14 protein-coding genes and 1 pseudogene are annotated in these 24,655 nt (G+C 54.7%); 3 read left to right on the top strand and 12 right to left on the bottom strand.

All coding sequences use genetic code 11. The annotated features are described in order from the left end of the window. The 5 genes and pseudogenes from G454_RS0103535 to G454_RS21325 all read right to left on the bottom strand — a co-directional run. Window positions 1-437: pseudogene (locus G454_RS0103535) on the bottom strand (IS1634 family transposase); the annotation flags it as partial. Window positions 438-531: 94 nt separating this feature from the next. Next, window positions 532-891, bottom strand: coding sequence for a hypothetical protein (locus tag G454_RS21330; protein WP_156896652.1), 360 nt, complete (start codon window positions 889-891; stop codon window positions 532-534). Window positions 892-1,021: 130 nt separating this feature from the next. Further along, window positions 1,022-5,674, bottom strand: a complete 4,653-nt coding sequence (locus G454_RS0103530) for a DEAD/DEAH box helicase (protein WP_211229929.1) — start codon at window positions 5,672-5,674, stop codon at window positions 1,022-1,024. Window positions 5,675-5,790: 116 nt separating this feature from the next. Then, window positions 5,791-9,360 (bottom strand): coiled-coil domain-containing protein, encoded by a 3,570-nt coding sequence (locus G454_RS0103525; protein WP_027717481.1) that lies wholly within the window; start codon window positions 9,358-9,360, stop codon window positions 5,791-5,793. A gap of 168 nt (window positions 9,361-9,528) precedes the next feature. After that, complete coding sequence (locus tag G454_RS21325) at window positions 9,529-10,149, bottom strand: DUF6884 domain-containing protein (RefSeq protein ID WP_342669535.1); 621 nt, start codon at window positions 10,147-10,149, stop codon at window positions 9,529-9,531. A 1,528-nt stretch (window positions 10,150-11,677) separates the two neighbouring features. Between G454_RS21325 and G454_RS0103515 the strand changes: the two genes are divergently transcribed. Next, complete coding sequence (locus G454_RS0103515) at window positions 11,678-12,796, top strand: DNA cytosine methyltransferase (RefSeq protein ID WP_035106747.1); 1,119 nt, start codon at window positions 11,678-11,680, stop codon at window positions 12,794-12,796. Between the two features lie 129 nt (window positions 12,797-12,925). Here the strand turns inward: G454_RS0103515 and G454_RS20255 are convergent, their stop codons facing one another. Together G454_RS20255 and G454_RS17585 are read right to left on the bottom strand one after the other, a co-directional pair. Further along, window positions 12,926-13,876: a restriction endonuclease PLD domain-containing protein gene (locus tag G454_RS20255; protein ID WP_156896650.1), complete on the bottom strand. Its 951-nt coding sequence runs from the start codon at window positions 13,874-13,876 to the stop codon at window positions 12,926-12,928. Between the two features lie 19 nt (window positions 13,877-13,895). Beyond that, entirely contained in the window at window positions 13,896-14,621 is a 726-nt protein-coding gene (locus G454_RS17585; protein WP_051275829.1) for an HhH-GPD family protein, read from the bottom strand. A gap of 439 nt (window positions 14,622-15,060) precedes the next feature. Between G454_RS17585 and G454_RS0103500 the strand changes: the two genes are divergently transcribed. Together G454_RS0103500 and G454_RS0103495 are read left to right on the top strand one after the other, a co-directional pair. Beyond that, a complete protein-coding gene (locus tag G454_RS0103500) occupies window positions 15,061-15,552 on the top strand; it encodes a hypothetical protein (protein ID WP_027717479.1) in 492 nt (163 codons plus the stop codon). Then, the gene (locus tag G454_RS0103495) at window positions 15,549-17,165 is read left to right on the top strand and encodes a restriction endonuclease AlwI (RefSeq protein ID WP_027717478.1); all 1,617 of its coding nucleotides are present in this window, start codon (window positions 15,549-15,551) and stop codon (window positions 17,163-17,165) included. The genes G454_RS0103500 and G454_RS0103495 overlap by 4 nt, the downstream gene beginning before the upstream one ends. Before the next feature lie 372 nt (window positions 17,166-17,537). Here the strand turns inward: G454_RS0103495 and G454_RS0103485 are convergent, their stop codons facing one another. The 5 genes from G454_RS0103485 to G454_RS0103465 form a co-directional block, all read right to left on the bottom strand. Beyond that, complete coding sequence (locus G454_RS0103485; protein ID WP_156896649.1) at window positions 17,538-18,287, bottom strand: DUF6339 family protein; 750 nt, start codon at window positions 18,285-18,287, stop codon at window positions 17,538-17,540. Further along, on the bottom strand, window positions 18,280-19,140 hold the full coding sequence (locus G454_RS0103480; protein WP_027717475.1) for a hypothetical protein: 861 nt from the start codon (window positions 19,138-19,140) through the stop codon (window positions 18,280-18,282). Before G454_RS0103480 ends, G454_RS0103485 begins: the two co-directional genes overlap by 8 nt. Continuing rightward, complete coding sequence (locus tag G454_RS17580; protein ID WP_051275827.1) at window positions 19,130-21,016, bottom strand: hypothetical protein; 1,887 nt, start codon at window positions 21,014-21,016, stop codon at window positions 19,130-19,132. The genes G454_RS0103480 and G454_RS17580 overlap by 11 nt, the downstream gene beginning before the upstream one ends. Window positions 21,017-21,256: 240 nt before the next feature. Continuing rightward, window positions 21,257-22,585: a hypothetical protein gene (locus tag G454_RS0103470; RefSeq protein WP_156896648.1), complete on the bottom strand. Its 1,329-nt coding sequence runs from the start codon at window positions 22,583-22,585 to the stop codon at window positions 21,257-21,259. Beyond that, window positions 22,524-24,623: an AAA family ATPase gene (locus tag G454_RS0103465; protein WP_027717473.1), complete on the bottom strand. Its 2,100-nt coding sequence runs from the start codon at window positions 24,621-24,623 to the stop codon at window positions 22,524-22,526. The genes G454_RS0103470 and G454_RS0103465 overlap by 62 nt, the downstream gene beginning before the upstream one ends. Window positions 24,624-24,655 lie beyond the last annotated feature (32 nt).

The raw sequence follows: 24,655 nt of genomic DNA, 5'->3' as shown, positions 1-24,655 counted from the left end.
TGGTAAACGCTCTGCAGCCACCTTTCGTTTAAGCCCAGCTTGGAAAGGGGCCTGCACAGCCGGTTTAAGACCATGGCAAAAGCGGCCTCTTCAAAAGGAGATGTTCTTTCGGTGCGGTCGAGCATGCGCCTGAGGTAGGGCCCCAAGCCCAGCTTCTCTTCCCAGAGGTGGTGAAAGATGAGGGCCGGGCCCCACTGCTTGGACCAGCTCACCTCGGCGTTCTCCAGGTTCATTTTCACCCACTGGATTTCGCTGAATTTGGCCAGTTTTTCAATGAGGCGGTCCAGTTTGCCGTTTTCCAGCAGCTCTTCCACCCGCCCCAGGGTGGCAATAACCTGCTGGCGTGGTTTGCCGTTTATGCGGTAAGATTCCACAATCTGGAGGTATTCTCTCCTGGTGCCGTCTTTGTTGATAAAGACCTTCCTTCTGACGAACATGGCACCTCACCCTGTGGGTGGCTGTACACTTCGATGCTACCACAAGGCGAGGCTAATATCCAGGTATATATTACCAACGTGGCACTACGGATTTTTAAAAATCGCATGATTTTGCTATTCTCTTCCAAATAGAGCGCTGATTTTTCAAGGCTTTTCGGATTTTTAGAAGGTAATATGTGGATTTTGGCTTCAAATTCAAGCATAACGTGCCCTGATGAGGGCACCCTTTGCATGCCAGGCGGTGCACCCTGTAAACCACTAAACCGTCGGGTTGCTCCTTTGTGCGGTAAAGGGTTTTTCTTGCGGGACAGATGTACACATCGCGCTCTTCGTCTGGGCGGGAACGGGTGCCGAAGATGTGCTTGCCCGAGAGGGCAAGCAGGATTTGATACTCCGCCACTTCTCCGGGCATGGTTTCCACTGCGGTGACAATCCGCGCCCTTCCTCCGTCCACCGTGATGTGCACCTTGTGGGCCTGGGTAGAGATCTCATAAGAGACACGGCGGAAAAAACAAGACTATTTCCTCCTTGAGAATTTTCCTCCCTCCAACCATACAGGATGGCTGCGCAGCAGTTCGCCACTATTAGCGTGACCATTCCGCCAACAATTGGGCCAGAAACTCCTTAACCGGACCTCGCTGGAGTTTTTGGTGAGCAAATTGATTGCTGTAACTCCGAAGGCAACCGTAACAGCTATTTTCTTCGCCGCATCCGCAACCGCCCCGTACGCGTTCGTAAGCTGCTTTAAGGCAAGCCCACAAAATTTCTTCGTCTTCTAGACAAGCCACCAGCCCTGCGCCGCCGGGTACATTATCGTAAATTATAATCGGCGGAACGTATAGCGTATCTGTATAAACTATGGTGGTATCTAAGTCTTCGGGTGGCACTTCTAAAACTTCGGCCGCGCTAATTGCAAGGGCGTAAGCCAAGGAGTAAGCAAACCATACGGGCTCAATAGATCCCGGTACTGGCCGTAGAAACTCGATTTTAACCACGTCGGTAACAAACTCATGGCCTAATGAGACAAGTTCTAACTTCCCAGAACAATGCTGGCCTGTTGGGGTATTATGAGATTTTTTCCTTTCTAAAAAACCGGCCCCGCATTCCCGACAAACAAAAAACCCGCTGCCCCTTAGACCTTCGCAAATGACGCCCATCTTTCCGGGGCAAGTTTTGCTTACACGCAATAACGGTTTATGCGGAGGCAAAAGTGTGAAGCCCCGCTCCGGACCAAAAAGGCCAATAAAGAACGGGCGTGTGCTAAACATTCTAGCAGGACGTCCCTTGGGTTCTCCTGGTTTTTCGCGCGACGTCACGAACCCAAAGGCCGGGATAATGTATTGTCTCTGTGGCGTAATTTTATTGCAACATAGTAAGCCAGGTGGATCCTCTCCGGGCTTCCAAACGTCAAACCGCCCATGCACCGGACACTTACGGTAAAAGCGCTTATCCCATTCACGCTCAACCAACTTTTTAAGTCCATAGGATGTCCATAATTTTTTATTAGCAATCAATTGACTAGTTGGAGCAAACTCCGCAATGGCTATTTTTAAATCCCTCTCCAGTTCGATCTCTTCCGCCTCGTGCCCGGTCCTCTGCGTATCGAGTTCTACCACGTCGGTCGGAAATCCGTACTTAGGAATCACCGCCTTGCGGGAAAGGAAGGAAAGCACGTCCTCACGAGCAATTGTTTGACGTCGTTTTTCGGCCCAATGGGCTGTCCGATAATCCTTTTTCTTGGTACTTATCTCCTCTAATTCCAACAATCTCTGCCAATCGCTAGCCAGTTCTTTTTCAGCTTTCACAAATTGCGTCTCCTTGTCGTCCGGGTCAAACCGGCAAATATACGAAATCCATTTACCGTCTCTAATACCGAGTTCCTGGTGTAATTCCTCGGGTACGATATCGAGCAAAGAATTTTCGATTTCTCTTCGGTTCTCACTTAAATAGGCTTCCAGGTCAGCCACGGCACTAGGGTGGGCCAGATCCCCAAAAAATCTTTTAACATCAGTAAACCTCTCTGGATGAGCCTTGAAAAAGTAAGAAAGAGCTATTGCCGTGATGTGGCGGAGTATGATTTTCTTATTAGAAATCTTTAACACCGGTGGCCTCGTAAGGCCGGTCATCAATCGCCGGGGATCACTAAAGTGATACAAGTCGTGAGGTGAGCGGCGACAGTAAACAACCGCCAACCCCGGATAGCCGGGCCGCCGGGCTGCTCGCCCAACCCGCTGGACATAATTGAAAGGTTCCGGAGGTACGTTCCGCAAAAACACGGTATCCAAGTCACCCAAATCCACCCCCAATTCAAACGTCGTTGAACAACTTAAAACGTGAATTTTCCCTTCTTTAAACCCTTTTTGAAATTCCCACGCTTTTTCCCAACTGAGCTGGGCCGTGTGTTCCTCTACTCTCAGTTTGCCTGGTAGATTAGCCTCGTAAAGACTGCGGTAATGATTCGGTTCAAGCTTGGACACAGGCACTGGTTCTACTGGACCGGGGCAAGTGGCCCTTGCACAAATACCTTTTATTGTGGTCGGCTGGAGACGACCGCAGGTTAAACATCGATATATCACCTCATGCGAATTTAAAGCCCTAAATCTCCACCAGTGTGAATTAACGCGGCGTCCGTCTCCCACCTGAAGCAGAAAACGGTCGCGCGCAAGGGGTGCATGTTCATCGTATGCAGCAAAAGCATCCCAAATCTTGCGTAACGTTAACATCGCCTCCTGCACAGCCTCTTCCTCACTAAGGCCCTGCATAAGCAGAATCCTCTTTAACAGCTTAACCCTTGCCGTTTTAGGACCATCCCAACTCCGGAACTCCAACTGCTTCAACCGCTTCCGAGGAGATCCGATCCGCACAACCGTTTGCGGGCGTAGCAACTCCAGTTCCGACCAAGAAAGGGGCGCATATGGCTCTGGCACTGAAAGCTCGACCGCTCCTTGCAGCCGCATGGAGTCTATCAGTAGAAGCAAAAGGCCTTCTGCCTCTAGCTCTGTAAGGTTCCAAGGGGACTCAAGAAGCACCTCCGGAATGCGATACCAAGGAGGCCACTTGGCGGTCCACCAGCCGAGCCCAACCCCTTCCAGTGAAATCCGCCTCTCATCAGTAAGAAATTCCCGACATACCAACTTCATAGCCTCTCGCCGGACGGTGAGCTCTGAGACGTACGGTTCGACCATTTCTTTCTCAAGCAACAACCTGTAAAGGCCATCACTGAGATCTTGCAAGGACAACCCCTCTTCCGTATATGGGCCTAGCTTTCGCGCCACATGAAGTATCAGGTTGCGGGATAAAATGTCCTGGTAGGAGCGATCCAGGTACCAGGCGAAATATGCGGCTTCCTGACGGCTATCTGAGAAAGCCAGTATTTTTCTCCTTTCCACCGGTAGTTGTTGGTAAAGACTTGTAACGATCACTGCATGCGGGCCATCACTGCCGTACACTACCTCACGCACGGGATCGTGGCCCTGGTACCCGCATACACTACACCGTGAAATTGCGTCTTCTCGCTCCTGTGCCGCTTTTTGTTTTTCCAACCGTAGCAGCATACCACAGGTACAACCGGTCGAAAGACCTTCCTGCCATATGGTCTTGCAACGCACACAAAGGTTAAAAATTTGTCTTTCGGAAATTTCCCGATCCTCCTCATCCGCGTTTTCCGGTTCCAGGAACTTTTCATTATCCAGAGGGCGGAAGAAGGTGACTCCGAAATCCGGGTGGCTTGGGTCCCTAATAGCCTCAACCAGTCTACCTTTTTGGGGCCCTGGCTCAATTTTCCCTACTAAATAATGCTGACCGCACTCCCGGCACAAAGCTATTTCAAAAGTACCTCCATCTGATACTTTGGCGCGATCAAGAACAATTTGCTTCTCCGGAAGATAAGAGATATATGCGCCTTCTAATGACTTCAGGAAAAAGTGGTAGCGTACCGACAAGAGCGGCGGTCCCCCTATGCCAGGAGAAGCGTCAGGAGCAGGCCCCCTGGCTAGCATTAGGGCCTGTACTAGAAGGTCAAGGGCCTCAATTCGATTGCCGTCATAGTCGAAAAATACTTCATTTGCAATTTCCTCAACAAGGGTAGGCCTTCCTGTAATTAAACGGCGCAACTGATGGGCACGGTTGTCATGAAGCAAAATGGCTCCTACCTGGACCGCCAAGTCCTCTTCGTTTCTTAACTCAACACCCAGCCTTCGGGCAAGATCACGAATCATTGCCCGCCCCTCAGGGGTGTTTGATAGCAACGCCTCCACCATCGCCCTATACGCACTGACCGTAAGTCGATCCTGACCTCTTTCCACGAATATATCCTCTACCTCTCCAATTATCACCTCATCTGGACCGAAAGGCTCTCCGAAAAGTGACGCCGCGAAATTGGCTGCTGCCTGCTTGTCCTTCACTCCGCCAATCAGAGTCGCACTGGTAGCAATGCTGCGCACCGGTTCCTTTCTGCCACCTTCAATCAATCTACGCTTCAACCTTCGCAAAAGCATTGCCATTTCCATACCACGGCTTCCTCGGTACTGGTGTGCTTCGTCGAGAACGATAAAAGTCCACCAACGGGCCCGCCCGCCATCAAACAAAGGACTGTCGTACGGACGAAGAAGCAGGTATTCCAACATAGAGTAATTAGTGAGCAGAATGTGCGGTGGTTCCTTCCTCATCTCTTCTCTGAAAACTAGTTCCCCAGGAAGCCTCCTCCTTGCGACCTCTTCTGCATGGCGTATTGAGTCACGTTCGTTTTCCGGGGTCTCCCCGGTATATTGCCCGAAAGTGAAGCGAAAACGTGATCCGCTGGCTTCCAACCGGGCACAAATTTCACCCAGCCGCTCGCGCTGGTCGTTGGCCAGCGCGTTCATGGGATAAAGAACGAGCGCTCTTACTCCTGGGCAAAGACGGTTTTCTTTAAACTCCCGATAAAGGTGAAGCAAGATGGGTAAAAGATAAGTCTCTGTTTTGCCGCTGGCTGTGCCGGTAGCCACCACCACATTATGGCCTGCCGCAACCTTTCTAATGGCTTGCTCTTGATGAAGGTAGAGAGGTCTGTCCCCGCGAATGGCAAAGAGAAATCCTTCTTCCAATTGGGTTCCCAAAAGCTCCCGAAAGAGTTGTCGTGGTGTCAAGCCCTGCTTAAACAGCGGTGTAGCTTCTAAATACGGTCCCTTAACCAAATTTTCGCTCTTCAACGCTTCCTCAAAGGAACGGCGCAGAACCGGGTCTCGAAAATGGAACATGGTAGCGAGGTAGCGCCGGTACCGCTCGGCCACCTCTTGCAGGAGCCGGAGCGGGCTGGGCATGGAAGCCTTGACAACGTATTCATTTTCGCGGGGCATTTCGCTAGTGCACACGCTCAATTCCAGATGCCCTCCTCATTTAGGAATTCTCCTTGCCATTCGTCGCAAACGTACGACGCGCGGTATTGATCGAACTCCACCTTCGGTAAGCAGGGCCATTGCTCTTTACGGCACCAACACCACCCTCTCCTGTGACGAGCAAAATCACAGGTCGCGCAGGACTTCCTTCGTTCCGGATCATCGGGAATTTCGATTAAGCCTACTACTGTGCTAGCAAACTCGCCGCGCCTCGCTTCAACAAACCAAAGTTTAAAAGGAACATTCCGCCGTAGCCCTTCGGAATCACAAAACTCTCGTAGCGGTACCTTTACCCACCGCAAAGGCCCCCGAGATAAAGCTCGATACGAAAGACGTGTGGCTTTATCAAAACCTGCTAGCACCTCCACTTTAGTACCAACGCGCTGCCAACTCCACCGCAAAAAGAGAGCTTTTTTGGAAGTAGCCTGAAACCATTCCCGTTTTAATTTAAGCGTTCGGTCGCTCCACGCGATGGTTTCCAGATCTTGGCCTTCATCAGCAACACACCACCATACCCTCTCAAGTACCAAACGAAGCGGTACAGATAAACCTTCGGGCGAAATGATCTCCCATTCGCTTACATCATACCGGGGATCCGGCGGGACCACAGCTATAATTCCGCCTGGAATTTTTTTCGGAGTAATATCTTTCCCACGGGCGGGACAGATAAATATACTGTCAGACGCCACAAACTCTATCACCACTTCGCCATGGCCATCCTCCGAGGGGCAAAAAGGAACAGGGTTGGGTTTGAGATGGACTTCTTCGAGGTGAACTACGTAACGGAAAGGAAGTCTCTCCACTTCTTCTCCGTTCTTGTGGTGAATAACCACCCAATAACAGCCAGCCAGCCTATCTAACGGTAAAATTATTTCGTTCGGTAAAATTATTTCGTTTCCGACCTCACTAGGAATTTCTAGTTTCTGGTACTTGTCTTTTCTGTTGCGCATATTTACCAGGGCGATGGAACCAACTTCGTCCCAGATGCCTTCATAAAAAGCATGCAATCGCGGCGGTTCCTTGACGAAAAGAGGGCCCAAGTCTAAGTCACCCGGAAGAAAGAGCTGCTGCCCGTCTAATTTAAAGCGCGTCCGAACAAATTCAAGGTGGAAAACCCTGCCATCAGGCTTAGCAAATGTGATCTTTTTATCTTCTGTGCTCAAATCAAAGAGATACGCCGCATACCCAGAAATAGCGACTGGCTCCGGTCCATAAACGGAACCTTCAACGGAATGTTCTTCATAGCGCCATGTATCAGGTACTATTGTAACAAACTTTCTCGTGCTAAGACTTTTCATAACCGGCAGAGGAGCTACACGGTCATCCCAGCCACGAAAAACAAAACAAGGCTCCCCTCGCTGGCGTAGCTCTTCTAACGCCAAAACAGCACTGGTTCCATTACCCGAGGTTACTTCGACCCTCCCTTCCAGATTGACCAGCGCCCAGCATTCCTCCAACCCGGGGAACGGCTCCAACTCCTGACCATCTTGAATAACCGATAGTTGGATGTCGCAAGAAACCTCTTCAGGAAGTTGCACTCCCACATACCATTGAGTTTCCTTTCGCCAGCAGACGAGGCGTGGCTTGTTACGTTTCGATTGGGGAGTACAAAGATGATTCCCCTCAGCAGCCCACCATTCCTGAAAAGCAATCCAGATACACTCGTACCGGTAAGACTGCGGCCAGTTCGGAGGTTGCACTGCGTACCCGGCTTTGCATGACCAGCTAAGAACCCTTACTGTATGCAACAAAAACTCTTCGGCTGCTTCGCCACCATACAGGAGAAATCTCTGAATAGGCTTATCTACATTTATCAACGGGGACGCCGGTGTGGCTCGAAACAATCGTTCTCTTTCTTTGCGAATTCCATCAAGCGCTTGAAGAATACCAGATCGTTCTGCTTCTAGCTCATCGATCTGCACCTCTTTACCTAGCAATTGGCGTAAGGTATGGACCTTTTGCTTCAGCTCCGCTTTGATACAATTCTCCTCGGTAGTAAGCTCTACAACCAAATTTTTCAAGGCCCTCACATCAATCCCGTCGTGCACATAATCCAGCGAAAATCTTCGCGCTTTCTTTTTAAAATCTTCGCGTAAGCTTTCTATCTCGCTTTCAAGAACACGCATTTTCAGTCCCAATTCATTGAGTTCACGTTCGGCTTCGATAGCCCTTTGTTCCCTAAATTTGGCTTCTCTGAGAGCCATAAGCCAGCTGTTAACTCTCTCCTCCAGAACCGCAAACTTTATCGTCAGTTCTTGCTCCGTCTCATCCAAATTAGAGTCAAGCGTGCCTGCAAAACAGTTTTTGATGGCAACGGTGCAGGGGCTAAAAGTGGAACCTACCTCGACCATTCCGGCCTCCAAGTTGGCCGCAAATTCATTCAGAGATGCAAGTAACCAGTTTAACTTCGCCAAGCAATCCTGTAATTCATCAAGGAGTTGCTGGCCTTCTCTGGCCAGATGCGGCACTGGTCTGTTAAGTAGTTCACTGACTATAATGTGGGCCCAAATTATCACCGCATACCAGAATTCTCGCATGGCACTAGATTGCCCAGCCGTTAACCGGTTGTACCAGCTATCATCCCAACCTGTTCGGACGAAAAGTTGCCGAGCCACGCGGTCAAGTTGCTCCTGGAGATGTTTTCTCCTCGAACGCAGCATTTCAAACTCAGACTTAAAATTTTGTAAATTAAAAGCAAAACGCTCAGCATCTCCACTACTCGCCACCAAATTTTTGTCTTTCTCATTAAAAGCTCTAACGGCCTCATCTGCCTCTATTAGCCTTTCCAATAACCTCTTTTGTTCCTGCTTTAGCTGAGTCAATTTTTCTCCGTTAACTGCTAATTGCTCTGCCAATTCCCGCTTGGCCCGGGCGTTCCTAAGCTCCTTCTTGCATCTGATGCTCTCTTCGATCAATTTTAATGCGCGCTGGCATTTCCGCTCTTCTGCCTGCAGTTCTTCCAACCTGTCCAACAAGCCGCTTTCACGCAACTCGTTGGCTCTTCGCCGCATCTCATACAAATTCTCTAAAACGTCCTCTTCCTCAGTCCGCCCATTCCGGACAAAAAGGTTCCATACTACTTCCCGGAAATACTCGGGGAGGCAGCTGTCGGGAATTCCACCATGCAACAAAATTGACGTTACGTATTTGTGGCCACCCACATCAATTCCCGAGGGGAGGTTTTGTCGCTCGAGGAATTCAAGAAAAGCCCCTCCCCACCTGGCTTCTAGGTATTTATCGGCAATTCCAACGATCTCGTGCACAGCCGACCAATAATCTCCATCCTGATACCCTTTTATCCCCTGCCAAACCAAGAACAGAGCAAGATGAGCAGGAGCCTTCTCTGCCAAAAGAGCCGGACCAGAGACAGGATCCTGCTGTAATAATGTGAGAATGGTAGCCTCTACCTGCATGAGGTCCTCACGCGAAATAGGCATCAGGCCCAAGAAAACCTGTGAACATCCCTTTGTCCGGCAGGCACTGCCAAACTCAATTAGGCGCTTCAAAAGCAGCGCTTCTTGTTCTTCAATCCACCACCTACTTACCATGTTCGACCTACCCCCAGGATACACCTGGCTTTAAAGGAAGTCATACTAACGCTATTCTATTTCCTGGTTATTGGGACAAATTTCTACAGCATTTTTATATCTCCTTCCGGGCTGACCCTTTAATTTAGACAGGTTGGGTTTTACCCGAATTCGACCAGTGCCACTTTTTTACAGGGCGAAAAGCCACCTGCTGCAAGGCTTTTCCCTCTGAGGGAAAGCAAGCGTGTATCTAGTTTTTGGTTCTCTCCCGCCCCAACCAGGCCTCGTACACCCTGGGCGGCAGGGGGAGGTCGAGAAAGCTTCGAAATACTGCGCACAGCCGCGGTAGGAGAGGCGGTGACCAGCATACTTGACCAGCATACTTTCTTTGCCGGCTCGCGGCTCGACCAAATATAAACGCTGTAGTTCAAGCCCTTCCGTTGGCGCCTCAACTTTCGCTCCCGTTCCGGCAAAGGCAGCCCTCACGCGGGACACGTAATCTTTGCCGCCGAAGGCAATTACGCGCGAAAACTCGTCCAGTCCCTTCTCTCTCACCTGTTCTTTAAGGCGGGTCGTACTTATCGTACCGGTAGACGGTTTCTTAAAGGTCACGTCGTAGTCCCCGGGTATGACGAAATCGGGGTCAATGAAACCATATTTTGCCGAGAGGATAACCCAGCGATCGGCAAAACGCTCCGCAAATTCTTTGTTGACCTTGAAAAGCGGCCCTATATGGGCGGACGCCGCAGGCGTCGGGCCGGCATCAGGACGAAGCCGCCATATTTTCATGCTCCCGCAGGGCACTACCACCAGGAGCAACTTATTCGCCTCCTTTTTGGAAAACGCAAAAACCTGCCACTATGCACTCCGTCCCCGGGGGCAGCTATCCCGGTTATCCGTCCCTGAACAGCCAACCCGGCTCAACAGCCAAAGCGGCTCGTCAAAGGCGAGGGGGTAAATCTCCGGCCTGTTTAAGGACCGGCATATTTCAAACCATGTGCGGACCACTTTATCTTTCTCTCTACCTACCTCGGGTCGCCGGCTACTGCGATAAATTATCCGGTAGGTTGCCCTGGCTACGTGTACGTCCACGGGAATGGGAACTTTTTCTATGTTCTTAAGCCTTATGCCGGCTACATCCTTAAGGATCCGTAACCAGAAGGGTAGAATCTTGTTCCCCGTAAGGCCCGGCAGGTCACCGAGGTCTTTCCCAATTTTGTAGATCCGCTCCGCATCGTAGCCGTATTTGTCCAGAAGGCCAAGGGGGCTTCAGCCGTAATGTTCAACAAAAGTGCGGCATAATCGGCAAACGTACCAAGCGTTATTTTTTGGATACCGCCCGGTAAACTCGTGCACCGACATTGCCCGACGCACATCCTCGACGTCGCGCCGGGCCACCTCGTTTATATCGAAAAGCCAAGCGGTAGTAGGATCTAAGGTACGTTTCCACGGCCGAACGCCAAAGGCGGTCGGCATCGGTTTGGTAGTCGAGGGCTGCCGTAACCGTTAGCACGTTAACGCGGTCTTCCGGACGCACCCGGCGGAGGTAGAAGCATTCAGGCATGTTCTCCCTCGTCTTTCCAAACACCCCCGGCCCGTTTTGAAAAGAATCGAAGAGCCGCATAACTTGCATATAGGTCCCCGAACAAGCATAAACCAAGAGAATCCATCCTTTCCATCGACCTGCATAGTTCCGGCATTAGGACTTTTCTCCATATAGCCCACTTTAACGGTTGCAGCCCAAGCCACATAAGCTACAGGCTTTTTTCGGATCATTTTTCTACATATTCCCACCTTTTCCTCCTGAATTTAAAACAATGCTCGTTTCCAAATATGCACACGCCCCGCGGGGGCAAATAAAAAAGCACCCTGGAGGAAAGACCTCTCAGGGCGCTTTTGGTTACCGGTGGTGGAGGCGGAGCGTATCACATCAAATCCACAGCGGGCAGAACCGAGCTGAAGCGGCACTTCCTAAGGGTTCAGCCAGGATGAGGTCCAAGCCTGGAATCACTGCAGCCGGCTGTGGCAGGCTGCCTGCTGCCTGCATTCGGCGGCATGCTTCTTTCTGCTCCCTGATAATTCGGCCCGAATCTCCCCTGCCTGCCGCCAGGAAGCTCTGGAATGCTGCACAGCCGCCCTCAGCTGCTGTTTCACACTGTGGAGCCCAGCTTCCCTCTGAGATCTGCAGCAGGAAAATTTGCGCCTCTTGCAGGAAAGTGTGCCGAGAGCGTCTAAGTTATGCTATATTATATTATTATCACACTTCCGCTCATCCCACAACCTAAACTCCCACGCCGCGGTGCTGATTCCCTGTCCGCTCATCTGGGGAGGTGAGTGTATGGAGGTCGTCTACAGGCTGGGGGAGCTGTTCTGCGGACCCGGCGGGCTGGCCCTGGGCGCCAGCCGCGCTGTAGTCAGAAGTCCAGCAGGGGTGGTCTACAGGTGCACCCATGTCTGGGCAAACGACATCGACCCCTGGGCTTGCGAGACTTTTAGGCACAATCTCTGCCGCGACGGAAGCTGCCTGGTTATAAACGCCCCTGTAGAGAAGCTGGAGCTGGAAAAGCTTCCCGAAATAGACGGCCTCCTGTTTGGTTTCCCATGCAACGACTACAGCCTCGTGGGGGAGCACAGAGGCTTAGATGGTGAGTACGGTCCGCTCTACTCGTACGGCGTTAAGGCCCTGAAGATACACCGGCCGCTGTGGTTCGTGGCGGAGAATGTGGAGGGCCTTGCGAGCGCCAACGACGGGCTGGCTCTCCAGAGCATCCTTCGGGAGCTTGCGGAGGCAGGCTACCGCATAACACCCCACCTCTACAAATTCGAGGAGTACGGGGTTCCGCAGATCCGGCACAGAATCATCATTGTGGGCTTCCGGAGGGATCTGGGCCTGGTGTTTAGGGTGCCCAAGCCCACCCATGTGGGGCGCTACGTAACCGCCGCTGAGGCGCTCCGGGGCGTCGAGCAGGTGCCGCACAACAATGAGCGCACCCGCCACAAGCAGAGGGTGGTGGAGATGCTGATGCACATACCGCCGGGAGGAAACGCGTGGCACCCAGACGTACCCGAGCACCTAAGGCTCAACGTCAGGGGCTGCAGGCTGAGCAACATCTACCGCCGCCTCCGGCCGGATGAGCCGTCGCCCACGATAACCGGCTGCGGCGGCGGCGGAACGCACGGCTACCACTGGGCAGAGCCGAGGGCTCTGACGAACAGGGAGAGGGCCAGACTGCAGACCTTTCCGGATGACTTCGTCTTCATCGGCCCGAAGGAGGCCGTGAGGGCGCAGATAGGGGGCGCAGTTCCGCCGCTGGCAGCGGAGGTGATCGTAACCGCAGTCCTGAAGACCCTTGCTGGGGTAGAATATGAGTGGGTCCAGCCGAACATTGAGGTAGCCTGCCAGATCCGGCTGGAGGAGCTGTTGCCGGGCACCGCTGCGGGGGCGCTCACTGCATAGGCCGCCCCCACAGCCCTCCTGGGAGATGGTGAGCCGCTCCGCAGAAGGGGCAGAGCGCTCGCAACTCTGCGCGCTTCTGCGCCCACGCCTGCTCGGCCTGCCGGGAGAAAAGAACAGCACACCAGCTACTCAGATCTGCAGCTTCTGCCCTTTAGGGGAGAAGTCCATAAAGTACGTTCCGCCGTCAATCTTGTAGAAAGTGACATAGCTTCGCCCATACCGCCTGAGGGCTTCGTCGGTCACTCTTGCCCCCAGCGGTACCCCGAGCCGCCTCCTGAAGTACCTGCCGAGTATGCTGTTGTCGCGGCTGGTTTCTATGGCCTTGTTGTTGTCCTGAGCAACAACGCAGATGAAGCTCTCACCGTCGTCCGTAACTACTGTGAATTCGATGCCTCTGTCGGGGAAGAATCCAGGATGCTCAGCGTGCACAGTGCTGGGAATGGGGATGTACGCTTGGTTCGGCTCTCTGCCCGGCCTCTGCCCCCAGTTCAGCCCCGCCCGGCTGTGGACCCTGCCGGTCCGGATCTCCACAAGAGGCAGATTCACAGAAGGGCACCCTCTAACGGAAGCGCTGACTGCTGATGCGTCGATCGCACCGGGCATTTCGCCTTTCTGGTAGCTCAACTTTATGTGACGGAATGCCGCAGTGTCCGTGCACTCTATCAGCTCGTCCGCCTGTGGAAAGGCGGCCTCAGCAAGCGCAGGATCCACAGCCGCCATTACTTCCCGATACTCCCTGAAGCCGTGCCACGAAAAGTTGGCGGACCCCACGAAGGCGATCCTTCCTCCGCGCGCTGTGGTGCCCCACAGCAGAACTTTGGAGTGGATCGGCGGATCTCCCAGAAAATAGCAGACACGCAGCCGGCCGGTCTCCCTGGTCAGCCTCACATATTCGTTGTGGTCCCAGACGGCAATCGGCTCAGCCTTGGCCATCCCGAGGATCACTTCAAGCCTCAGCTCTTCAAGATCGTACAGCACGTGGTGCACGAAGGCTGAAGAGGCATAGCCCGTCAGCACCTTCAGCTCCCGCATGCCGGCCTCATAGGGCCGCGTGATGAGCTCAGAGTACAGATCGCGCAAAAAGACGGCCCCCTCCACCTTACCGCCCCTCCCTGCCTCGAGAATTCTCCTCCGGACCCCCACCCCCAGGGCTCACTCCGTCTGCCGGTGCCGCACCCCTGAGGAAAGCACAGCCGGACGAAATTGGGCACTGCCCGCAGCCGGGCCTGCCTGCTGTGCATACGGTCCCAGCGAAGTCCAGCACCGCCAGGTTGGCTGTTCTTGTGCCGTCAAAGCCGTCAAATATGAACAGCCTCCTGATGCTCTCCGCCAGCGCCGGATCGTTGCGCGGCCTGGACTTCTCCGACCTCAGGCCGAAGTACCTGCAGAAGAGCCTCACCACATTGGTATCTATCGGCACTGTGGCGAGTCCGAAAGCATAGCAGAGGACCGCATCGGCAATGTACGGCCCCACACCGGGCAGAAGCCTCAGCTGCTCATAGGTATTTGGAACCTGCCCTCCGAATTCCCTGCAGATTACCTCTGCGCATTTCTTCAGGCGGACGGCTCTGTATCTGAGCCCGAGCGGCCCTATTATGCTTTCCAGCTCAGACAGATCCGCCTCCGCCATTTGCTGCGGTGTCGGATACCGCCCGATCAGCCTCTCGTAGACCTCCTGGACCTTCCGCACGTTGGTCTGCTGCAGCAGGATCTCAGCAGTAAGGATGTGGAATGGGTTCGTCGTCCTGCGCCAGGGAAAATCTCTCTTGTTCCTATGATACCACTCCAGCAGGCCCCTCCAGAACCTCTCAGCCGCCGTCTCCACTGCTCCTCACCTGTTCCCCCATCTGCTCTGGCTTCCGCCTAACGCCCCTATCGGTGTCAGTATCTCCTTTTCTGCCCCACTTTTGGTCATCGAGGATGCCCCACTTTTGGTCAGACCGACGGGGCAAAAATGGTCATGAAAATTCTCCATTTTGGTCATGAAAATTCCCCATTTCTGGCCGCCGCGCCGGCAGGAGAAGCCTCTGCTACCTCAGACGAAAGCGGCTGGGCTTTTCCTCCACCAACAAAAAGCTGAGGACCTCTCTCTACCTCATTTGACCCCATGCCGCGGCCAAAAACAATGACCAAAACTGCTCTTTTTTAGATTTCTTCCTGAAGATTACCTCCCTGCTGCCATAATACTGCCGTCTTCTGCAGAGAATAATACCTCATGAGGTACATTTCTCTGCGGACGGCGCTGATATAAAGAAGGTGCGGAGGTGCTGGAGTTGAAGGACGGTTCATACGGTGCCCTGCAGCGCCTTCTGTACAGAATTGCCGTAAAGAGGCTGATGGAGGCCTTCGACGCTGCGCTGGACAGAGCAAAAATAGCGCGCCGCAGGCTCAGCGAAGAGGCGGGAATGCCGCCGAATGCCTTTACGAGCACCAAAAATGAGATGGAGGATCCGCGCCTCTCCACCTTTCTGCGCTACTACTGCGCAGCGGTGCGGCTGCTCAGCAGCATGGGTGCCGAGGAGATCAGCGTTGATTCCATGATCAGGGACAGCGCAGCCGCAAAAATAATAGACCTGGCCGATGAAATTGCACTTGCCGGCGCCGGCGCTCTTTCAGATGAGGACAGCATGAGGCTGTTCGCCTCGCTGAAGCAGGATGTTCTGCTGCTGACGAAGAAAGGTGCTGTCTCTGAGGAGGAGCTGGCCGCCTTCAGTGCCGTGTGCAGCATGATTCAGGGAGGGTGCGGGAAGCAGTGAGAAAGAGGGCGGTGTGGTTCATACCCAGGCCGGAGAGGGACCCAAAATTCCACCGCGATGCTCTCCTGGCCCTGGCCGAGGCAACAGGCAACTTTAAGGTGAAGTGGGAGGGAAACAGAAGCGCCCACATAGCCTATGAGCGGAAGCTGGCGGAGAGGGGGCTGAAGAGAAACAGCACCAGCTGTGATGGATCCGGCGGCAGGACCTGGGCGGCAATGCTCAGGGCCTTCAGCTACTGCTACCTGGACGACGAAGGCTACATTGTGCCCACCAAAGCTGGCAGGAAGATTATGGAGGGCATCAAGGTATTTGAGAACATTAAAAAGCAGATACTGACATTCCAGATCCCCAATGCCTACTTTCTCGAGGCGGGATTCAGGCCGAAGTTCGAAGAGAGCTTTGCAATCCGCCCTGCCAGATTCTTAATAAAGCTCTGCTGCAGGCCCGATCTGGACTTCAATCTCACAAAGGAAGAAATTACCTTCTTTGTGCTGACAGCAAAAAGAGACAGCGATCTGGATGCTGTAGCTGAGCAGATCAGGGCATTCAGGTCGGCATCCAGCGGGGAGAGGGAGGCTCTGAAGCGCGACATCGCCGCCATTTTCGACCACCGTGAGAGGTCCGACCGAGGCGCAAGGGACTTTGAGGCCGCCCACTCGGATGTGGCGCACACGTTCATGCTGCTCTGCGAATACACAGGGCTCGTCAGGTATGCCCGCCGGCGGGCTCTGAGGGTAGATCCGTCGCAGGCCGGCAGAGTCCTCGAGGAAATTGCCTGGTACGACGAGAGGTATCCCTTCAACAGGCGCTACCTTATATCCCTCCAGAGGATGGCCGAAAGCAGCGGGCTGGACGTAGACAGCTATAAGGCAGGTTCCTGCGGAAGCATTAAGCCTGCCTCCAACAGAAGAAAGACCGAGATGAAGATCAGGCAGCTGCTTCAGGATGTCCCCGCACCTGCTGAGATGCCCTACGAGGAGCTGGTTGAAGTCCTCAGGAGGGAGCTCCCGCCGCACGAAGCGGAGGAGGCGGCCCAGCGGATAAAGAATGCCGCTCCCCTCAGCCACCTCAGCGACGCCTTTGTTGAGTCCTACCTGTCGGAGGCCGACAGCCTTGCCTTTGAGAACAAGACGGGCGAGATTCTGAAGGCGCTCGGGTTTGACGTGGTGATGCGCCCGGAAGCGCAGGGCAGCCCCTCCAGGATCGAAATCCTCGTAAAGTACGGAGGCGGCAGATGCGGGCTCATCGACTGCAAGAACCACAGAGATAAATTTACTCTCTCAAGCTCGGCTGCCTCCATGATGTACGGGGAGTACATCCCGAACTACGACGGCTATGAAAACTGCAGGGTCGAGTTCTTCGGCTATGTAACTGCGTCCTCATTCGGGGGAGAGAAGAACCTCGAAAAAATAAGCCGGAGGGCCGAGATGCACATGCAGGGAAGAAAAATAAGGGGGATAATGCTGAACGCGCGCACCCTTCTGGGATTCCTCGACTACTGCCTGGAAGCAGGCATCCCGAGAGACGAGAGGGTCGAGCTCTTCCTCAGGGCGGTCAAAAACCGCGGGTACTCCACAGCAGAGGAGATGCTGAGGGAGGTCGGCCTTCGGTGAGGCAACCTGCAGGCCGGGGGAACTGCCGCAGGCAGGCTCAAAAGGCCGCCCTCCCAAAATTTGCGCCCCCCTCACCGGCGCCCCGCAGTATGAGGAGTGCCGGGCGCCTGCATTTCCGCTCCTCTGCGGCTCACCCCTCCTGCGGCCGCTGAGAACTCCGCACCCAGGGGCTGAATCGGCGGCGGGTTTTCCGCCCACGCTTCTGCGGCCTGTCCGCCCTCCCTGCCCGCAATTTTCTGCTCCCAGCCGTGCCCTCCTGCAGGCCTGCACATAGAGAAGCTCCCTCCGCACGCAGGAGGCTGAAGGTACCTGGGGCTCACCGGCGGAGGGCCTGCACGAGAGAGCGCTTCGGGCGGGCACCGAGCCTCCCTTTTAGGCCAGCCTGCGGAAAACAATCTGCTGGATATCTTCTCCGGTCAGGGCGTCCAGAACCGCTACCCCGCCCAGACGGTTGATGTGCATCATGAGGTCCCTGAACTGATCCCTGGAGGGCAGCGGCCTGCCCTCCAGCTCCATCCTGCGGAGGGCCGACAGTACGGCCTTCGTTATATCCCGGTTTCTGGAAAAGCTCCTTTCCACCAGCTGCTGAGCGATGTCCTGATTTCGCAACAGGACCCCCGTCAGCTCGAAAGGATCTTCGCGTTGCTCATCGTAGGAAACATATCCGTACCACCACAGCCTGGCAATGCCGTTGCGGAAGAGGGCCCTGTCGCGGTACGGCATGAAGAAGTACCTCTCGCGGATAACGCGCGCAGGATCTTCCTTTCCCTCGTAATCCTCAGCCGGCCACCTGCGCCTCATGTACTTCCAGAACGTGACGTGGGTCAGGTAGGCCCAGAGCCGCTCGTCGACGGCCTGTGAGATTTTGAGGTGCTTCAGAGCAGAATATACTCTCTTCACATTCTCCAGATCGAACTTCTCACGTGAACCTGAGGGCTCCTGCAGGACTATATCCTCACACGATATGCGGGACTGCAGGTACCAGCCGTCGTGGCCGAAGAAGTCGGAGATCCACGGCTCGTCGCTCCTGTACCGCTCCAGGTTGCTTGAGATGCTGGCCCTCAGCTGGTCCAGGAAAGACTGGCGGAAGTAGCAGATGTTCAACTGCACCACCTCACTCATCGGTCACCAGGTCTTCGAGCGCCCTCAGGGAGCTGGTGAGAGGGTCACCGATAAGCTTCTGAGCCAGGCAGACCGAATCCGGCCATGAATCCGGAGCTTCCGCATTCATCCCCATCTCCCTGAGCCTTCTGGCTACGGCGCGGTACCAGCGGCGGTCCTCATACGAATCAGCCCTCCCTCCTTTTATTTCATCCAGCAGGTGAACCAGGGCCGGCAGGACCAGAAGCGCCGACAGCACCGGATGAAGCTCACGGTTTACCGACAGCGCCCTGTACCGGTGGAAGTTCTCGCGGGAGAGGTAGATTACCACCTTGTGGCCGGTTGCATCGATCTCCATCGGGCCGGCATCAGCATCCGGATTGGGCGCAACGGTGAAGATTGACGGGATCTTCCTCAGAGGATCTATGTCTTTATCAGCAGTGAAGTAGCCGCCCTGATCGACGGCAAGGATGTCGCCCCTGGCCACCCTGAAGGATGCACCGCCGTAGTCAGGGTGGAAATCTGAGCTGCGGTAGGCAGGCAGGTCCTCTTCGGCCAGGATGAAGCAGCAGAATTCCACCTTTCCCTCGACGGCGTCGGCGGGAACCTCAAATGCAAACTTCTCATCGAATGATCTGACCAGCCGACGGAACCGAGTGGTCATGCACTCGATGTGGCAGGCATAGCAGGCCTTGCGGTTCCTGATGAGCTCGATGAGATCTTTGCAGTCTGTTCTGCACTCCACCTCCAGAGCATAAAGATTTCCGGTTCTGTCAGAGCGCACCCTAACTTCAGCCTGAAAGCGGCAGTTCACAAAATCGTCCCCGAAGGGCGACAGCACCGGGTGCGGAAAGCTCCTTCGCCTAATCTGCAAACCCATACACCTCCAGGGAGCAGCGGATCGGCTCGCTGAGAGTCACCAGCAGGGCGGTCCTCGCGCCGGCCTTAAACTCGATCGGTCCGATTCTGCCGCTGGAGTCAATGCCGACCTGAACATCCGCCGCCACTACAGCAGCCTCCCGAATGGGTGCGGGCTCTGAGCCGTCCTCTCCCACAATGCTCAGATGTAGGTATCCCCTTCCGGAAAAGTCGGTTTCAAAAGAGACTTTGTATATCCCTTTATCAGGATCCGCGCAGAAGGCCCTTACGTTCTTTAGGCGGATATGCCTCGGCGCTCCCGCGGCAGACCTTCCGGCTTCGGAAGTGCTTCCGCCTGCTCCGGAGCCTGATGTTCTGCCCTCTCTGGTGCGGGGAAATCCGCCGACGCCGGCATTGGGCCTGCCTTCCGGCGCCGGAATGTATCCCTCACCGCCCTCATCGGCCGCCGCCGCCTCGCGTCCACCTGCCGTCACAGCACCAGCTCCTGCCGCTTCCACCCTTACGACATCGACCTCTCTCGGAGCCGATGGAATCCCTTCCGCTCCTCCTTCCTGGTCCATCGGGGCCGGTTCGTCTAAGTCGTCGGGAAGGTACTGGCTCATTCCCTCAACATCCATCTTTTCATCATCGCCCAGCTTCAGCAGTTCGCGGACGCAGTCGTTCATCCACGCATAGAGCTCCTTCAGCTTCTTCCTGGCATAAGCCTCATCCTCCTCATAGCGCTCGGGCTGCCACGCATCGTGGCCCGGCGGCTCGAGGGCCCGCAGAAACTCATTCAGCTCATCGCCTTTTGCCAGCAGCACCCCCGCGAACTTCAGGGGCGTGTGAAAGTGCCCCTTGTCGAAGATCTTCATCCCCGTTGCCCTCACCATCGCCACCTTCTTGGGAAAGTCCTTCTTAGGAAGCACGATGAGCTCGAGACTTCCGGAGCCGATAAACTTGTCCCTGGTAAAGCGGCGGCTGTGCGGCGAAAGAAGGGCCTCGCAGTACTTCCCCGCCAGGCATTCAGGGTCCTGGCTTATGTATTTATCGATGAGCCCCGAAAGCGTCTCCTTGCTGATGCGCTCGCCCTCGACCATGATAACCAGGTTGCCGTCAAGAACGGCCACAAAGAAGTTTTCAATGGCCGACTTGATTATCCGCACCTGCCAGTCCGGCACCTCGCTGAAGCCGAAGATGAAGAGGTCTGTTCCCACCTCTGAGCGGCGGAAGAATTGGTCTACGAGGGACATGTCTGTGATCGGCCTGTTCCTGTCCCTTATTCCGTAGTATCCTGTCCCCTGTGTCGGCCTGCCGCTTCTATCGAGGTGGGTGACCAGCCTGGCCACACCCTGAAAGGCCTGCAGGCCTTTTATGTCCTTCGTTGCGTAGAATACCGTCCTCAGCAGGGAGCAGGCAAATGGGGCATGCTTTCCTATCCCATATGAACCTCCAGCCCTGCCGCCCTTGTCGGACGTGCCGACAGATTTGATCAGCTTGTGCCAGTCAGAGCCGTGGTCCCTATCCGAACCGGTCAGGCCTGTTGTGTTGTAGTCGCTGATCTTCAGGACAGGGATTTGTGGCCTCCTCATGATCTCGATCGCTCTGTCGAAGAACTTCTTTGCTTTTGGACTGCTTTTCCAGTAATCTCTGCAGGCCTCGAGCACAGCAATAAACGAATCTCTCCCGGGAAAGCGCTCAGCAGAAAGGTGGTGGAGTCTGAAGTGGACCTCTACGGGCCTCCCTGAATTAGGAAGCCCCGCATCCAGAGAGTTCTGGATCACCTCACGGGCCAGCGATCCCCAGGGATTTCCCTTGAAGGTCTCGATGCCCGCATCGTTGAGGCCGTATTCCTGTCCGTAGTCGTTCAGAGGAAAATTCCACCCTATCATGCCTCTCCCCTTTCTTAAAATTTTGAGGGGTCTGATGGGCAGTCCGGCTGAGAAGAGCCGGCCGAATGGTCGAACAATCCTTAAAACAAAACATCCCCTTAATTAGTAGGCAGACTTATCAACAGCGCAGCATTAAGGTGTTTTCTTCCAGCACACCTCACCAGACACTTCTTCTCTTAGGAGCACAGATTCCTGCTTGGGGAAAGGAAGGCCTCCCTACCTGCCGCAACAGCCAGGCTCTCAGCCTGCTGCCGCCATCTGCTCGAAGCCCAAAATCTCAGCTGCAACATAACGTATTGTATCGGCCACCGCCAAGACGATATCGCTGTTCATTCTTTCCGGCGGATTCGAATTTCTGAGCCCAGACCAGCCGACAAGAATACCCCTCACTCCCCTGATGTCCCTCATGCAGTCCTCAAAATCCCTGAGGTAGCCCATCAGCTTGTAGGCTCCGTCTGCAAGGTACTGCCTTGATGCAGAGCGCTTTACTTCGATGATGCAGAATCTCCTCTCCCGCCCCTGCGTCCAGTCGAGCACAATATCGGGCCTCCTGAGGGAGAAGCTCAATCCGCAGCTCTCCAGAAGCGCTCCGTACCTGCTGGCCTGCGCCATCTCTGGAGGAAGGCGCTGGTAGTAAACCCTCAGCAGGTCTCCTCCGCGTTCGTATTCCGCAACAGTCCTGCTGGCGCCGCCGATCAGGCCGACCCTGACAGTCCTCCAGCCGCTGGACTCAGCAGCCTCCAGGACCTCAAACAGCACATAGAGCTCATACAGCACATCCCAGCTGAGCGGCTCAAGAAAGCGCCGCTTCAGCACCTCCCTGAGGAATCCCCTGCTGTTCCTGAAAGCCCTGAGAAAGAGCTTTGCCGTCTCAGCAAGTTCTGAGTACCAGCGCCCCCTAGCCCTCTCTGCACGGTCAACTGCATCCCACGTTACGCTGTGGAGATCCCCCATCTGCTTCAAATATACATTTCTCAGCAACCGGACCGCTTTGCTGCCGATCCTCCGCACATCATCAGCCCATGTTCTGCACTCCTCTCTTGTGAGTCCCTCATGCTCCAGCGTGGCCCCTGCTGTGCCCCGGGCCAGCTCAGCGATTCTCACCAGCAGAAACTTCAGAAGCCGATTCTCAGGAAGATCAAACCGAGAGGATCGGCTCCAGACGGCAAGCATGCAGGGATCCCCTCCCGCAGCTGACTGCAGCTTTACTGTCGCTCCCGGGTCAAACCTGCCCCTTACGGTTCCCCTGAAGATGGACCTTTCCCTAACGCTGGTCTTGGAGAGGCTGTACAGGATCTTCGGTGCCGTACTGTCCAGGAAGCGCTCAACCGCCGGATCCAGAAGAAAGTGAATGGTGGACAGAAGCCTCAGGTCCTCCTTTGACAGGTTCAGGACGGCTGCGCAGAGCTCATCCGCCTCGGCCAGCCTGGCATTTCTCCCAACAAACCTCCACAGCTTCTCGGAGGTGCGCTCGAGAACTTCCCTGTGGCATTCGGCAGTCCAGCAGTCACTCGTTTTCAAAACCCTCCTCCTCTCCCTCTCCGCCATCTGCAGAATCTGCTGCAGCATGACTCCAGGAGGCAAGCCGCTTCAGGCTTATGCCGAACATGCTTGAAACAGCTTTTTTTAGGGACTCTCTCTGGTCGCCGCCCAAAAGAGCTGCGGCCTCCCGGCAGAACGAAGCTATGCGTGCTTCTGAAAGCCCTTCAAGCTGGGGCAGAATAAGTGCGACCAGGCCCGAAACTGCGCCATCCATCCCCCGCCGCTCAAGGTACTCTGCGAGATCCCTAAGCAGAGCGGGCCCCAGAGGTACAGGGGAGACCTTCACGATGTGCCTGAGAAAATTCCTCACGGAGGAATCTGAAGCTGTCTCATCAATGAGCTCATTCAGAAGGCCCTCTTCCGGAATCGGTACCTCCACAAAAGCAAAGCGCCGCATGAAGGCATGCGACAGAGCAAACAGTGCATTTTTGTCATAGGTGTTCATGGTTGCCAGCACTCTCCAGTTGCGGCCTATCCAGTACACTGCCTCCGCGCTGTCGAAATAGCTGGTGCGGGCATCGGTGAAGTCAATCCTGTATGGTCTTCCTCTCTCATCCTTGTACGGCAGAACAGCCGGCTTCCTGGAGAGAATGGTCAGCACCTCACCGAAGGCTTTGTCGGCATCTGCGCGGTTTATCTCACCAATCACCAGCCAGGCATTCCTGCGGATGCTCTGAAGCACTATGCCCTCTGCAAACCTTGTGGATCCGCCCCCTTCAAGCATGTAGCCGCCCACCGTATCGAACGTGGTCCAGTCTGAGGTGGCGGTGCTCATTATGTAGTCCGAAATATAATTCAGCCGCACAGCTTCCCTGCAGGCATTCTCAGCGAGCGTTGTCTTCCCCGTCCCGGGAGGTCCCGCAAGAATGATGTGCTTTCCGATGTTGATCAGGGCCTGCATGCTCAGCACAGTCTCCCTGTTCATTTTCAGTGGTCCGATTATATTCTCCACTTCCGGCTCCCACTGCTCAGCAGCCGCTTCCTCTCCTGCGCCAGCAGCCGGTCCCTCTCCATACCTCACCATCATCGGAACAAGAATTTCTGTAGCATCCTTTGCCCTGTTCATGAACTCCTCCCCAAAGACGCGGCGGAGTTCGTCTTCAAGCTCCGGAAAATAGTCGAGTATGGCTCTCACCAGCGTGACCGCTTTTTCCTCCGGAATCAGTTGATTGGCCTGGTTGGGCTCCCATTTGGTCATGGGGCCGATCAGCATGATGTTGAAGCAGTTTCTGTACGGAACCAGATCCTCCCGGGTGAGCGCGCGCGGAAGGACGAGCTCAACCGCCACCTTAATGCGGAAGTACCTCGGATTGTTCTGATCATATCCCTGATCGTAGGGCGGCTGTTTAATCGTGCACACAGCCCTCAGTCCCGGATCCCAGGGAGGCCTGTCGCCGCCGAAGGCAAGAAAAACAACGTCTCCCGCTCTCATTTCAGATTCCAGCTGACGTAGCCCCCCAATGACTACCTCCGGCTCACCCCTTAGAACCGCCTCAACAATTTCACCCTCCCTTGTCCTGACCGAAAAGTAGTTTCTCCGTCCTGCAGGGGCTTCAGCCGCAGTGAGCTCTTCCGGAAGATCTACAGGCCTGACGATAAACTCCCCACTCTCAGTTTCTTCCGATATGAGGCCGAGGCCGAGGCACCTGTTTATGCCTCTGCCGACATTTTCAATTATTCCTATTGGAATTTTCCGCCTCATTGCCGCGCGGGCAGCCTCTATGTCGCTGATGGCTCTTCTGTCGCCCGGCTTCCCAGGCGGCTTCATGATTATCTTCTCAAATTCCCCCCTCTCTCTGTCAGACCAGACAATCTGCTCACCGTAGTTTTCACCCCTCTCCGTCGCCAGATATGAGAGCATGCAGTCCCATCCTCTGGGCTTGTAAAAGCCTCTTATCAGGTCGTGCAGGCGGTGCTGCGCCGGTACAAGGTCGTCCGCCGGAAGTCCCGAATTATCGGAGCCCTTTATGGCTTCTCTGCCTCTCAGGACCTGATTTTTCAATTTTTGAAATTTCCTCAGCAAACCAAGATGTACAGGATCCTGAGGCAGGTTGAATTCCGGCAAATTCCTTCCCCCTCCCCAGCGGCGGAATTTCT

The sequence above is a fragment of the Desulfovirgula thermocuniculi DSM 16036 genome, from assembly GCF_000429345.1.
GTDB classification, from domain to species: Bacteria; Bacillota; Desulfotomaculia; order Desulfotomaculales; family Desulfovirgulaceae; genus Desulfovirgula; species Desulfovirgula thermocuniculi.
The sequence above is the reverse complement of the archived record's forward strand: the minus strand, read 5'-3'. Positions and strand labels throughout refer to the sequence as shown.

Coding starts and splice junctions, on each gene's coding strand:
- G454_RS0103530 (WP_211229929.1), bottom strand. CDS start 5,674: ATGTTCCATTTTCGAGACCCGGTTCTGCGCCGTTCCTTTGAGGAAGCG.
- G454_RS0103525 (WP_027717481.1), bottom strand. CDS start 9,360: ATGGTAAGTAGGTGGTGGATTGAAGAACAAGAAGCGCTGCTTTTGAAG.
- G454_RS0103515 (WP_035106747.1), top strand. CDS start 11,678: ATGGAGGTCGTCTACAGGCTGGGGGAGCTGTTCTGCGGACCCGGCGGG.
- G454_RS0103485 (WP_156896649.1), bottom strand. CDS start 18,287: ATGAGTGAGGTGGTGCAGTTGAACATCTGCTACTTCCGCCAGTCTTTC.
- G454_RS17580 (WP_051275827.1), bottom strand. CDS start 21,016: ATGATAGGGTGGAATTTTCCTCTGAACGACTACGGACAGGAATACGGC.
- G454_RS0103470 (WP_156896648.1), bottom strand. CDS start 22,585: ATGCTGCAGCAGATTCTGCAGATGGCGGAGAGGGAGAGGAGGAGGGTT.